General features: G+C 68.5%; 9 protein-coding genes. 6 read left to right on the top strand and 3 right to left on the bottom strand.

The window, feature by feature from the left end:
* Positions 1–95: 95 nt before the first annotated feature.
* Together BLU77_RS18530 and BLU77_RS18535 are read left to right on the top strand one after the other, a co-directional pair.
* Positions 96–2,480: an FtsX-like permease family protein gene (locus tag BLU77_RS18530; protein WP_089774572.1), complete on the top strand. Its 2,385-nt coding sequence runs from the start codon at positions 96–98 to the stop codon at positions 2,478–2,480.
* An 11-nt stretch (positions 2,481–2,491) separates the two neighbouring features.
* Complete coding sequence (locus BLU77_RS18535) at positions 2,492–3,253, top strand: ABC transporter ATP-binding protein (protein ID WP_089774574.1); 762 nt, start codon at positions 2,492–2,494, stop codon at positions 3,251–3,253.
* Between the two features lie 4 nt (positions 3,254–3,257).
* Here BLU77_RS18535 and BLU77_RS18540 read toward each other — a convergent pair whose 3' ends face one another.
* On the bottom strand, positions 3,258–3,878 hold the full coding sequence (locus tag BLU77_RS18540) for a 5-formyltetrahydrofolate cyclo-ligase (RefSeq protein ID WP_089774576.1): 621 nt from the start codon (positions 3,876–3,878) through the stop codon (positions 3,258–3,260).
* 131 nt (positions 3,879–4,009) lie between these two features.
* Here BLU77_RS18540 and BLU77_RS18545 point away from each other — a divergent pair, with 131 nt between their 5' ends.
* From BLU77_RS18545 to BLU77_RS18560, 4 genes are all read left to right on the top strand, one after another.
* Positions 4,010–4,915 carry a UTP--glucose-1-phosphate uridylyltransferase gene (locus BLU77_RS18545; RefSeq protein WP_089774578.1) on the top strand — a complete coding sequence of 302 codons (906 nt, stop codon included), beginning with the start codon at positions 4,010–4,012 and terminating at the stop codon, positions 4,913–4,915.
* On the top strand, positions 4,912–6,144 hold the full coding sequence (locus tag BLU77_RS18550) for a molybdopterin molybdotransferase MoeA (RefSeq protein ID WP_089774580.1): 1,233 nt from the start codon (positions 4,912–4,914) through the stop codon (positions 6,142–6,144). Before BLU77_RS18545 ends, BLU77_RS18550 begins: the two co-directional genes overlap by 4 nt.
* Positions 6,145–6,154: 10 nt before the next feature.
* On the top strand, positions 6,155–6,733 hold the full coding sequence (locus tag BLU77_RS18555; protein WP_089774581.1) for a GNAT family N-acetyltransferase: 579 nt from the start codon (positions 6,155–6,157) through the stop codon (positions 6,731–6,733).
* 82 nt (positions 6,734–6,815) lie between these two features.
* Positions 6,816–7,751, top strand: coding sequence for a hypothetical protein (locus BLU77_RS18560; RefSeq protein WP_139177844.1), 936 nt, complete (start codon positions 6,816–6,818; stop codon positions 7,749–7,751).
* A gap of 269 nt (positions 7,752–8,020) precedes the next feature.
* On the opposite strand, the gene BLU77_RS18565 is transcribed toward BLU77_RS18560, so the two are convergent.
* Positions 8,021–9,418, bottom strand: coding sequence for a sulfatase family protein (locus BLU77_RS18565; protein WP_089774585.1), 1,398 nt, complete (start codon positions 9,416–9,418; stop codon positions 8,021–8,023).
* A gap of 167 nt (positions 9,419–9,585) precedes the next feature.
* A complete protein-coding gene (locus BLU77_RS18570; protein WP_139177845.1) occupies positions 9,586–13,989 on the bottom strand; it encodes a golvesin C-terminal-like domain-containing protein in 4,404 nt (1,467 codons plus the stop codon).
* Between the last annotated feature and the right edge of the window lie 61 nt (positions 13,990–14,050).

Genomic DNA, 14,050 nt, shown 5'->3' on the forward strand with positions numbered 1-14,050 from the left:
GCCGGGAGCACCCCGGTCCCGGGCGTCCAGGTTCAGGGTCGCGAACCCGGGTGCTCACTGATGGCAGGCCCCGCCCGCATCCCTAGCGTCGAGGTATGACGCGAGAGAGCACTGCCCTGCGGTTCGCCGTCAACGACCTGCGGCGCCACACCGTCACAGGCGCCGCCCTCGGCCTGGTGCTCGTGCTCAGCGCGTTCCTGATGACCACCGGGGCCATCGTGCTGGAGCGCGCGGTGGGGTCGGTCGATCGGCTCCTGGAGCAGACGGCGCCACCGCACTTCTTGCAGATGCACACCGGCGAGTACGACACCGGCGCCCTGGCCACCTTCGCCGCCGATCACCCGGAGATCGAGTCCTGGTTCATCGAGGACATGCTCGGCTTCGACGGCGCCGCCATCGGTTGGCACCGCCCGGCCACCGGTGAGTCGGGAGACCTCTCCAGCAGCCTGATCGACAACCTCTTCGTCGTGCAGAACGACGAGTTCGACCACCTCGTCGACCCCGCCGGGCAGATCCCGCACCCCGGGCCGGGGGAGGTGTACATCCCTATCGGGTACCAGGACCAGCACGGTCTGCAGGTCGGCGACTCGCTCGATATCCGGACGGACTCCGGGACCCACGAACTGCAGGTCCGCGGCGTCGTCCGGGACGGGCAGATGGGGTCCTCCCTCTCAGGATCCATCCGGTTCCTCATCTCACCGGAGGACTTCAGCGCCCTGGAACGCGCCGGCGGTGGCGTGCCCGAGATTATCGTCGAGTACCGGCTGACCGACCCCACCCAGGTGAGCGCCCTGCAGGATGCGTACCGGGCGGAGGACACCCTGCCGGACAACGGGCCGACCATCACCTACCAGCTGATCCGCCTGCTGCACGCGTTCGGCGAGGGCCTCATGGCCGTAGTGCTGGCGCTGGTGAGCCTGCTGCTCATCGCGATCGCCCTGCTCAACGCACGATTCGTGATCCGCGGAACGCTGGAGGACGAGGTGCGCGAGATCGGTGCGATGAAAGCCATCGGGCTGCCCAGCCGGACCATCGCCGGTCTCTACCTGGCGAAGTTCCGCCTGCTCAGCCTGGGCGCGTGCGCCGTCGGGGGCGGCCTGGCCGTGGCGGCAACCAGTTGGGCGCCGATCGGTGCCGCCGAGGCGCCGTGGACAGTGATGAGCGTGCTGCTGCCCGCCGGTGCGCTCGCGGTGGTCTACCTACTCGTGCTGACCACCTGCCGGCTTGCGCTGCGGCGGATCCGCAGGATCGAGGTGGTGAGCGCCCTCGTCCACGCCAGCCTGCTCGACCAACGGCAGACCGCGCGGCGGGCCAGGCGGCAGGCGCGTCGCGCTCGCCGGACCACCCTGACCTCCCTGCGCGGCAGCATCAGTACGCGGCTGGCGATGATCGACCTGCGCGCCGAGGCACGGCACTGGGTACTGCTGCCGGTCGTGTTCGGACTCGCGGCGGTTGCCATGGCACTGCCGACCAACGTGCTCAGCACCTTCGAGAGCCCCCGCTTCTACGCTTCCCTCGGCGTCTCGAGCAGCGACCTGCGTGCCGACATCCACTACTCCGACGACGTCGACCGGGTGCACGCCCAGGTGCTGGCGGACATGCGCACCGACGACCGCCTCACCGACGTGCGCAGCTACGCCCGGGTGCTGTACGAGACACCCGCCGACGGCGGGTGGGAGACCCTACGGGTCGACGTGGGCGACTACTCCGGTAGTACGGTCGAGTACCTCAACGGCACCGCCCCGGCCACCGGCGAGATCGCGCTCTCGGCGCTCAACGCGGACGAGCTGCAGACCGCCGTCGGGGATGAGCTGGTGATCCGCCGTGAGGGTGCGGCGAGCACCGTGGTGGTCAGCGGCATCTACCAGGACATCACCAGCGAGGGGTACACCGCGGCGATGACCGGTGACGTGACCACCGGCGCCACCGGCTACGTCATCGAGGCGGACACCGCCGACGGGGTGGACCCCGCCACGGTCACCATCGACCGGATCGACGCCGAGCCCGGAGCCACGCTGCTGCCCACACAGGAGTATGCCGACCAGACACTGGCCGCCGCCACGGGCGCGATCCGCGGTGTGGCCGTCGGCGCCTTCGTGCTCAGCCTCGGCGTGGCCGCGGGCATGACCTGCCTGTTCCTCGCCATCCGGCTGACCAGGGACCGACGCGCGATGGGGATCCTTTCCGCCGTCGGGTTCTCCACCCGGGAGATTGTCGGCCAGGTCCGCCTGAAGACCCTGCTGGCCGTGACGACCGGCACCGCGCTCGGCCTGGCGGTGGCCGCGGCCGTGGGTGAGCAGGTGATCGCCGTGCTGCTCTCCCTGACCGGGCTTGGCCTGGCGCAGGTCACCCTCGTGCCGAACCCGTGGCTCGTGTACCTGATCTACCCGCTCACCCTGATCGCCGCGGGATACCTCGGCACCGTCCTCCTCTCCGCGCGCCTGCGCGGAGCCGACACCAGCTCGTGGTTGCGAGCATGAGAGGAGTCTCAATGACACTGGCCACCCTGGAGTCGCGCGGCCTGACCAAGACCTACCGCTCGACCGATCCACCGACGACTGTCATCACCGGGATCGACCTAACTGTCACCAGCGGGGAGTACCTGGTGATCATGGGGGCGTCCGGATCCGGCAAGTCGACCCTGCTCGCCGTCCTCAGCGGCATGGACCGCCCGACCAGCGGGACCGTCCGGCACGACGGGCGGGACCTGACCGCCCTCACCGACGAGGCGATGAGCCGCGTCCGGCTGACCCGGATGGGGTACGTCTTCCAGCAGCCCTACTTCCTTGCCACTCTGACCATCCGAGACAACGTGCTGCTCGCGGCGCTCAAGGCCGCACCCCGGGAGCAGGCGGCCACGATCGCGCGGGTGGATGCTCTGCTGGACCGGTTCGGTATCGCCGCTATTGCCGAGCGTGGCATCACGCAGGTCTCCGGTGGGCAGTTGCAACGCGCCGCGATCTGCCGGGCGCTGGCGGCCGAACCGTCGGTCCTGTTCGCCGATGAACCCACCGGTGCGCTGAACAGCAGCATGTCGAGCGAGGTGCTGGACGTGCTCACCCAGGTGCATCGCGACGGGACCACGATCGTGATGGCCACCCACGACACCGCGTGCGCCGCGCGCGCCGACCGGGTCGTGTACCTGCGCGATGGACTGCTCATCGACACGCTCGCCCTGGGGCGGTGGAGCCAGGACGCGGCCGACGACCGTGAGGTCGACCTGGTGGCGTGGCTGCGCCGGCTGGACGTGTGAGGCCTCAGACCCGCAACCGCTCCGCCCCCGACGGCGTGAGCACACCGTCCACCGGGCGGTCGTGGGGAGCTGCCGGCAACGGCTCCGTGGCGCGTTCGTCGTCGTAGATCACCGCATAGACCGGTACGCCGGCGCGGGCGTGGGTGAGCACTCGGTCGTACCAGCCGCCGCCCTGGCCCAACCGGATCCCGGCAGAGTCCACCCCGAGCGCCGGAGCGAAGATCAGGTCCGCGTTCGCGATCGCCTTCTCACCGAGGCCGGGACCGCCCGGTTCAGGTGGCCGGCCGGGGGCGCGGACCTCCATCGGTTCGCCCACTCGGTAGCGCGCCCAGTCGCGGCTCAGTCCCGGTCCGAGGATCGGCAGCAGGATCTCCACACCGGCCGCATCGAGCACCTCCAGCAGCGGCCCGGTATCCGGTTCGCCCGGACGGGACGCGTACGCGGCCACGCACCGGACGCCGTCCAGCAACGGTTGGACGTGGACGGCGATGGCATCCGCCGCCTCGCGCCGTTCCCGTTCGGACCGTTCCTTGCGGTGCTTGCGCACCGAGTCGCGAACGAACTGTTTGGCGTCCTCGAGCTCCAGCCCGGCCTCGCGCGGCAGGGTGCCCGACAATGACCACATGCCTCTACTCTTCCAGGCCGCGCCGACATCGGCCACCGCCCGGGGCCTTTCGACGCGTGTGTCTCGCTGACCGGAACGTCGCCGGGAGTGATCAGGATGAATCGGGCCGCAGGTCCCGATAGCCTGCGAGCATGACCTCAGTGACTAAGTCGGTTGTCCCCGTCGCAGGCCTGGGCACCCGATTCCTGCCCGCGACCAAAGCCATCCCGAAGGTCATGCTGCCGGTGGTGGACACCCCAGCGATCCAGTACGTGGTGGAGGAGGCCGCAGCGGCCGGGCTCGCCGACGTGCTGCTGGTGACCGGCCGTGGTCAGTCGAGCGTCTCCGACCATTTCGACAGCGCTCCCGAGGTGGAACGCGTGCTCGAGGCGAAAGGGGACCAGCGCCGCCTCGATGCTGTGCGAGCGTCCAGCGACCTCGCCCAGGTGCACGTGCTGCGCCAGGGGGAGCCCCTCGGCCTCGGCCACGCCGTGCTCACGGCAGCCGCCCACGTAGGAGACGAACCGTTCGCCGTCCAGCTCGGTGACGACCTGATCGACGCTCGGGACCCGATCCTGCCGACCATGCTCGCCGTGCAGGAGGCGCTCGGCGGTTCGGTGATCGCTCTGATGGAGGTGCCGCCCTCGCAGACCCATCTCTACGGCTGTGCCGCCGTCGAGTCCTCGCCGGACCTGACCAGCCGCTTCGGCGAGGACCTGGTGCGCGTGACCTCGATGGTGGAGAAGCCGGACCCGGCCGAGGCACCGAGCAACCTGGCGATGATCGGCCGATACGTGCTTGCGCCCGAGATCTTCGACGTGCTGCGCACCACCGAACCCGGTCGCGGCGGCGAGATCCAGCTCACCGATGCCCTGCAGACGATGGCACAGCGCTCCGACACCGGTGGCGGCGTGCACGGCGTCATCTTCCGGGGCCGGCGCTACGACACGGGCGACCGCCTCGACTACCTCAAAGCTGTGGTCCAGCTCGGCTCCAAGCACCCCGAGCTCGGCGAGGACTTCCACGCCTGGCTACGGGACTACATGGCGCAGCGATGAAGTCCGTCTCCGAACACCTCGGCGCCGTCCTGGAACTGCTGCAACCGCTGCCGCCGCTGGAGGTGGTGCTGCACGACACCGTGGGGTGTGTGCTCGCCGAGGACGTGATCGCGCCGGCGGACCTCCCGGTCACCGATCTGGCGGGCCTGGACGGATACGCGGTGATCAGCAGGGATATCGACGGCGCCGCGCCAGACGCCGAGGTGACGCTACGGGTGCTGGACGACGTACGAGCCGGGTCCACGGACAGTCACCGGGTGGTGACCGGGGCCGCTCTGCGGATCTCCTCCGGTGCTCCGCTGCCGGCTGGAGCCGATGCCGTGGTGCCGGTGGAGGACACCGACGGCGGACGCGCCGCCGTGCAGGTGCGTGCCGGGGCCGTGGAGGGAGAGAACGTGCGCCGGCAGGCCGAGGACCTGCGTGGTGGAGAGATCGCGATCGCCGCCGGGGAGCGCATCGGTGCCCGCCAGATCGTCCTGCTCGCCGCGCTCGGCCGCTCCCGAGTGGCGGTGCACCCACGCCCGCGCGTGGTGCTCGTCTCCATCGGGGACGAGCTCGTGGAACCGGGCCGTAAGGCCGGTGCCGGGCAGGTGTTCGACGCCAACGGGCACGCCCTCGCGACAGCGGTCCAGGATGCCGGTGGGACGACATTCCGGGTGGCGGCGGTCCCGGACGAACGATCCGGCCTCCGGGAGACGCTCGAGGACCAGCTGGTCCGAGCCGATCTGGTGATCACCACCGGTGGCCTGAGCTACGGCGGGAACGACACCGTCAAGGAAGTGATCGGACAGCTCGGCACTGTGCGCTTCGACAATGTAGCCATCTGGCCCGGCCGACAGTTCGGCGTCGGGGTGATCGGCGGGATCGACGAGCTCCAGCGCGAGACGCCGATCGTGTGCCTCCCCGGCGATCCGGCAACGGCGCAGGTGGGGTACGAGGTGTTCGTGCGGCCGGCGCTGCTCGCAATGGCCGGCCACGCCGAGCAGTACCGGCCGACCGTCCCGGCCGCGGTGACGCAGGCTTGGACCTCACCGGCCGCGCGGCGCCAGTTCGTCCCCGTCCGAGTGCTCGGCAGCCCGGATCAGGGGTACCGGGCTACCCCTGTGGGTGATCCGAAGCGGCCACTCGTGAGCGCCATGTCTCGCGCCAACGCGTTGGCCGTGGTGCCTGAGTCGGTCGAGGAGGTCGAGGTGGGGGCGCAGTTGCACTGCCTGGTGCTGGAGAGCTGATGGGCCACCGATGGATCTGGTGACCCGGGATCTGCGCCTGCGACCGTTGCGCAGACGGGACCGGCCCGCGTGGGAGGTGCTCCGCCGTCGGAACGCTGCCTGGCTGGCGCCCTGGGAGGCGACCTCACCGGAATCACGCCCCTACCGCCCCACGTTCTCGCAGTATGTGCGCGACCAGGCGCGGGCGGCGCGGGACGACTCCGGGTACGCCTTCGTGATGGAGTACCGGGGCGAGTTGGTGGGTCAGGTGACGATCGCCGGGGTGACGCGGGGCTCGATGCAGTCGGCCTCGATCGGGTACTGGATCTCCGAGCACGTGGCGGGGCGGGGGATCACCACGCTGGCGGTGGCGATGGCAGCTGACCACTGCTGGTTCACCCTCGGTTTGCATCGGGTGGAGATCAACATCCGACCCGAGAACTCGGCCAGTCTTCGCGTGGTGGCCAAGCTCGGATTCCGTGAGGAAGGGCTGCGGCGCGGCTACCTGCACATCCAGGGGGTGTGGGCCGACCACCGCAGCTTCGCGCTGAACGCCGAGGAGGTCGGGGAGGGGTTGGTAGCTCGTTGGCGGGCGACGCGACCGGGCTGAACGGGGCCGGGCGAGCGATCTGGGGACCGACACGCCGACCGTGATCGGCCGATCGGGGCGCGGACAGTTCTACGGTCGGAACGTGGAGCTCGCCGGATGGGTCGTACTGGCGATCGCGGTGATGTTTTTCGGATACCTGGTACCCACCGCGATCCGATCCAGGCAGGTTGTGCTGGACTCGCGGGTGGCTGACAGGTTCTCCGCGGAGTTGAGAGTCCTGGCCCGAGCCGGAGAGAGCACCACAGAGGATTCGACCATCAGCAGCACCCGCGGGTACCTGCACCGCCCGCGGACCGAGGAGGAGACCACCATGCATTCGCCCGTCGCTCAGCGGCTCGCCGCCGCGGATGTGCGCCGTGCGGCAGCAGCCCGCGCCGCGCGCGCCGCTGCCGCCAGCCGTCGTGCTGCCGCGGCGAAGCGCCGGCTGGTTCTTACCCTCGCACTGCTCGCCGCCACCGCCGCCGGATGGGCCCTGGTGTCGATGTCCAGCGTGCACATCGCAGCCGGCATCGCCCCCACGCTCGCGTTCCTCGCCGTCCTCGTGCTGGGTCGCCGTGCGGCAGCCGCCGCCCGGGTGGCCGACGCCAGGTGGGCCGCGGAGATCGAGCGTGCCCGCAAGGCCGATCAGACGCGGGCCGCGCGCCACCCGGAGCGGCCGGCCGAGGTGACCGAGCAGCGGTCCAGCCTCCGCATCGAGATCGACCCGGAGACGGTTGAGACCGCCGACGAGTCTGCGACGACTCGCCCAGCGCTGCCCGAGGGCGAGGGATGGACCCCGGTGCCCGTCCCAGCCCCGATGTACACGATGAAGCCCGCCGCGCCGCGGCGGGAGCAGACCCCGGTGGCCGTCGAGGAGACAGCCCCGTTGGCGCAGGAGATCGCCGCCGAAGAGGCCGCGGCTGTCGAGGAGGCCGAGGAGGCTCGCCCGACGGCGGACGGCACCCGGCCCAGCAATGTGGCGGCCCCGTCGGTGGACCTGCAGGCGGTGCTCGAGCGGCGTCGGGCCGTGGGACAGTAAGGCACACAGCCAGCCGGGGTGCGGTATCTCCTGACGCGGGTGCACCGCGAGGTGCCACGTGTCGTCATTTGTGAGCGGTGATTGCGACGGATGCCGGCACCTACGTTGTGCGCGTGTGGCGATCCCGGGGCGGTAGGTGTCACTCATCGTCGCTGTGGGATGAGTTGAGCGACGGTGAGTGGCACCTACCTGTCGGAGGTGTGGGGCTTCGGCGTGCGAGGTGTCATTCGTTGTCGCGGTGATCGGTTCAGGGCGACGTGGAGTGGCACCTAGGGGTGGACAGGTGTGATGTGGTCGCCTTCTGGCGTCGTTCCGACTGGGGTGGTGACTTCGAAGTAGTGCTCGAGTCCGTCGGCGTGCAGGTAGGTCTCGGGTGGTGCGAAGTCGTCGTCGAGGTCGGCGAGCCAGTGGTTCAGCTCGGCGTCGAGGTCGCGTTGTAGGCCGGTGGCTTCCGGTTGCCCGCACAGGTTCTGCTGCTGGTACGGATCGGCCACGTTGTCGTAGAGCAGCCAGGGGCTGGTGCGGGTGCGGATGTAGGTGTGGGTTGCGGTGCGGATGCCGCGGTAGGCGTCGAAGCCGTAGCTGCGTGCCCACAGGATCGGCACGGGGAGGGAGAGGAAGGATGAGTGGGCGCGGTGTGCGGGGCGCGTCCCGAAGACGTCGGTGCCGGTGACATGGCCTGGTACCGGCAGACCGCACAGGCCCAGGAGGGTGGGCATCAGGTCGGGCATGTCGAACGGCGAGGTGTCGGTGCGGCCTTCGCGGCCGAATCGGCGGGGGTAGCGCACCAGCATCGGCACCCGCACTGCTTCGTCCCAGGGGCAGACTTTCACGTCGTGGCGGATGCCGTGGGAGCCCATCATGTCGCCGTGGTCGGAGGCGAAGATGATGATGGTGTCTTCGGCTGTGCCGCTGTTCTCCACCGCTGCCAGCAACTGGGCTAGGCAGTCGTCCAGGGCGGCGATGTGGGCGTAGTAGCCGCGCAGCGCCTGCGCCGATTCCTGCGCCGCTTCGTCGGGGACGTTCGCCCGCAGGGTGATCTCGGCATCGGTGTACCGCTGCCGGTACTCCTGCGGTGCGGTGTGCAGCGGGAAGTGTGGTGGCCCGTAGGAGAGCATCAGGAAGTACGGGTCCTCACCGGCGCTGTTCCGTGCGATGAATCCGCAGGCGTCCTCGGTTTGGGCGTGGGCGTCATACCCGGGCCAGGTTTTGGGCTGCGGGTCGTCGCCGTCGAAGTAGAGCGAGCTGTTGTAGTTGTGGGTGCATTCGGCGGCTTTCCAGTACTCGAACCCGAACCGCTTCTCGCGCGGCACCGGGAACTTGCGGCGACCATAGTTGCCGTCCGGGCTGCCATACAGGTGCCATTTGCCGATATACCCGGTGCGGTACCCGGCTGTCGCGAATTCTTCGGCGAGGGTGGACCCGGTCGGTTCCAGTTCGACGTCGTTGATGTAGACCCCGTGCTGGAGCGGGTACTGGCCGGTGAGCATGCTCGCCCGGGCGGGGCAGCACACCGGAGTCCCGGAGACCGCCTCGGTGAAGTTCACCGACTCGGCTGCCAAGGTGTCCAGCACCGGCGTCGAGACATTCTCATCGCCGGCATAACCGGTCGCCTGAGCCCTCCACTGATCAGTCAGCACCACCAGCACATTCGGTCGCCGCGTCATCAGCTTTCCTTTCTGCAGTCGTTGTCGAGGGCCACGGAGATGGCGACCGCGTCGTCAGCGGGTAGCTCACGCGTTCGCGTCCACGGCGGCTGTGCAAGGCCAGACGGCCGGTTGGCTGGAGCGCACCGGCTCCAGCCAACCCGCCCACCGGCGATGGCGTGCTCCGCCTAGTTCTCGACCGGCCGCCAGCGTGCCCCGCTGGCTCGGTGGATCGTCGAGGGATCCTGGACGTCCAGCCGGACGAGCCCCTCATCACCATGGTCGAATCTGAAGGTGCCCAGGATCCGCCACTCACCGGCGTTCTCTTGCTGGTTCACCGTGAAGGTGTCCTCTCCGCCGGCATGGTGAACGGCATAGACAGCAGCAGTCGTCGTCCGATCGTCGGCGGGGTACCAGACCGCAACCTCGTACAGGCCCTCTTCGGGAATCCACGGTTGCCAGGTTGCGGTACTGCCGTCCTCATCGATTCGGCTATAGCGTGAGCGCTGCCCATCCACTCCGAGGAGCCCGCTGCGTGCCCAGCTGCCGGTTTCGGAGTACCCCAACGTGTTGTTCGTGATGACCACGTCCTCGACCGGCCGCCAGCGCGCCCCGCTGGCTCGGTGAATTGCCGACGGATCCTCGACCTCGAGCCGTACGAGCCCCTCATCACCCTCGTCGAACCGGAAGGTACCCAGCACCCGCCAGTCATCGGCGTTCTCTTGCTGGTTCACCGTGAAGGTGTCCTCTCCGCCGGCATGGTGAACGGCGTACACGGCAGCAGTCGTCACCTGGCCGCCGGACGGGTACCAGACGGCAACCTCGTACAAGCCTGCTCCCGGGAGCCATGGCTGCCAGGTTGCGGTACTGCCCTCCTCACCGATTCGGCTGTAGCGCGTGTACTCCTCGTCGACGCCGCGAACACCGCTGCGTGCCCAGCTCCCGGTCTCGAAGTAGCCCACCGGCGAGTTGTTCGTGAGGACCAGTCCGGGGGAGAGCACCGACACGCTCACATTGCGCTGGGTGTTCTCGACCTGGGCAGTCAGGTCGTGCGAGGTGTAGGGCGTCACGTCGTCGGGTGCGGTGAGCGTGTAGTCGTAGCGCCCCCAGCCGCGCGGATCCAGCTGGTACTCCTGCTCCGCCGGTTCGAGCGTCCACCCATTCGGGATCGAGATCGTCACCGGGCCCCGACGTTCCACCGGTCCGCGGTTCATCGCGTACACCGACATGGGGATCGAGGCACCTGGCTGGACATCAGACTGCGGTACGTCCAAGGCGAGGATCTCGACCGCCTCCAGAACCTGCACATCGACCGCCGTCGCCTCGTCGCTGCCGCCATCCCAGCTCACGGTCGCGCTGATCGAACGCATTTCGGCCACCGCGTCGGCCGGAACAGCGACGTCGAACGTCCACAAGGCTGGGTCGCTGCCGATCACCGTCGGCTGGCCCCCGGTGGGGGTCACCGTCCAGCCGTCGGGCACGTGCAGCGTGGCCCCTGCGCCCTCCAGCGCATCGTCGGTTCCGTTGTAGGCCCGGATCTCGACCGACACCGTGTCACCACCGGCCACGTCCGGGTCGGAGAGCACCTCGGCGTGGGCCGTCTTCTCCGGCGGGCAGACGCCCGTGACCGACGCAGGCAGGGAGAGCGTGACCGCCTCAGATCCGGTGTCACCGACGACGACTTCATAGGTGAAAGACGCGTCCAAGCCCGGCAGAGCGATCGTCCACTCGTTCGGGTACACCTCGCTGGCCACCTCGGTCCACGTCTCGCCGTCGACCGTGTAGCGCAGGGTCGCCGCGTGCTCGGTATCGGAGTAGACGTACGCGTCAGTCCGGCCGCGGTCGGGTCGCACCAGGATCATGCCCCGGACCATGCCCACCGGACTCTCGTCGTCGAAGTGGAAGCTGCCCGGACCATGGGCCTCGTACTCAGGCACGACGTGCAGCGGGCTGGACAGGTCCACATCGCGCACGATGACGGCGGTGATCCCCCGTCCGGTCACCGGAACAGTGAGCTGACCGTCCCGCATGGCGCGTTCTTCGCGCTCCCCGTTGTCGCAGATGATGTCGACGGTGTACGTCCGCGTGGACTCCACACCACTGCGCTCCGGATCGAAAGCGATCGTGGCGACCTGGAGCTGCTCACTCTCGTTGGTGAGGCTGAGATAGAGCGAGCCGTTGCCCGTACCCGTGATCCAGTTGATCTGATGGTTGTCGACGTCGACGATCCCGCGCGGCATGTACGGCCAGACGCCGTCCTCATCGTAGAACGTGCCCGGTGCGTGCCCGTATGTGCGGAACTTGAAGAAGACGTAGTTGTCCTCGAAGACGCCCGGGTAGGTGATCGCACCATCCGAGCGGATCAGGTGCTCGGTGAACAGGTAGTCGAGCGTGATTCCCAGGTGGGAGGGAATGTGATGGTAGTAGACGGCGCCTGCACCAGGCGGTCCCTCCAGCGGGAACTCCGGATGCATTGTCCATGAGGTGAACTGGCGGATGTTGTAGCCGGGGTAGTTGGTGAACCGGCCGACGATGCCGTTGTGCGCCACATCGTGGATGAACTCGTCGCCGGTCTGCCACGCCAGGCGTTGCAGGAAGGCCGACCAGTGCGGAAGGTTGTACTTGCCATTCAGACGGTGGGTGCTCAACTGCTCGGTCGTCAGGCCGCAGGTGGACACGATCCAGGCCGGGACCTCCTCGACCGGGATCTCGGTCCGCGTATAGCCGTCCCAGACGCAGCGTCGACCGCCACGCTGCCAGAGATCCGTCTGGTTAGTGAGTTCCGGGTGGGTCGGTGTCGTGATCGTGGTATCCGGGACCTCCCGCACCTGCATCTCGGTGACGAACCGTTTTGCCTCCCGGTGGGCCGCCTCCAGCAGTGACTCGTCTCCCGTCGCCTCGGCCACGAGGAGCAGTTCGGTCCAGTCCTTGGCGTAGTCGTAGATGAAGCGAACTCGGGCCACGTTGGTCGTGTACGGCCGAAAGACGACCTGGTCGGCGTACACGGCCGCATTCGTATGAGCTTCGGCCAGGTATGCCGGGCTCCCGGTGAGCTCATGCGCGACGTACGGCACGGTCATCGGTGTCCGCCCGGAGCCAATCGCGGATCCGGCGACCGGGCGAGGCCGCTCCCGCACCATCCGGATGGCGAGCTCACGGACGACCGGGGAGAGCGACGCTCCCTGACGCAGCAACGGAACCAGATGGGCGGCATCTCCCGCCGGCCCACCGAGCTCCCACGGATAGTCATCGTGGCCATTGATGACGGGCGTGGACCGGTTGCCCCACGTTGTTCGTGACAGGATGTGCTCCAGCACCGGACGGGCTCGCCGGTCGTAGATGCCCTCCTCGCCGGTCAGCCGGTAGGCGCTCATGAGGACGGCGGCGTGTGAGATCACCACGGTCTGGTCATTCTCGATGTCCACGAAGCCCTTGGCGCGCTCCCACCACCCGCTCGGCGACGGGACGAAGCTGCCCTCGGGGTCGACATGGTCAGGCTCGCGCGTGACCAGGTCGATCAGATTGAACGCGGTGTCGGTGAGCGACGTCCCGAACACGTTCTCGCGGTAGGCGCGCAGTCCGTACTCGTTCCGGGAGAGCCCGGTGTACGCGGAGTACAGGTCGGCCGGCTCGGCGCAGATGCCGAAACTCATCGTCCGGGAGCTGCCGGCCTCGAGGAACGACTGGTCGCCGAGCTGGGGCGCGAACACCACTGCCTGCACGGACTCCGGGTCGACGTCACCGTTGCGCAGGCTCATGCCATAGGGCTGGTTGTCGAAGCCAATTCTCGCGAGGTGGGAGAAGTCCTCGCTCTCGGACGGGAGATAGACGCCCGTCGTCCAGACCTGTTCGCCGACGGTTTGCTGCACCAAGGACATCGGGGCGAACAGTTCGCTCGCGTTCAGCGATTCGGCGCCCTCGACGACGCGTGCGTGCTGGAGAAGCCCACACAGCACCTCTTCGACGTTCTCGAACCGTGCCACATCCATGGCCTGATACGCGACGATGTGATGGTCGTCGGTGCTGGCGGTGATCGTCCACTCGGCCACGGGATTGTCGCCGTCGACCTTCCATGTGACCGCAATGTCGAAGCCGAGATCCAGGCTGGTGGTCAGGCGGGCACTGGTGTCGCTGAGCAGCTCGATCTCGTCCAACGCGAGCCAGTACGGCGTCATCGACGCGTAGTAGTTGGTCTTCGATCCCCCGGAACCGACGAGTACCACCCACTGCTCGTCGAACCGCGACTCCGGGTCGGTTGCAGGTATCCAGCCACTGTCGGTCTTGACCTCGATGTCGCGGACATAGGACTGCCCGCCGTCCCAGGTGGCCAACCGGAACGACAGCCGATGCCGGTCTCCGGTGAGAACCAGCGCCGGATCCTGCTCGATACTGAGTCCTGGCTTGTCGATCTGCCGTAGTGGTCCTGGCAGCCCTTCCGGTGCCGGCGCATTCTCCGACGCCGCTGCGATGGCGGGTGGTACTGGACCGAACATGTGCTGGATCGCCGCCAGGCCGAGCCCCGTACCGGAGAGGGCAAGCATCGATCTGCGCGAGAGGTTCCGCTCCGTCATTGAGAGGTTCCGCTCCGTCATTGTTCCTCCGTTGTCTAGAGATGGTGAATCGAGCGCGTGTGCTGCGCGCGTGGCTCGACCA

The organism is Ruania alba (assembly GCF_900105765.1).
Taxonomy (GTDB): Bacteria; Actinomycetota; Actinomycetes; order Actinomycetales; family Beutenbergiaceae; genus Ruania; species Ruania alba.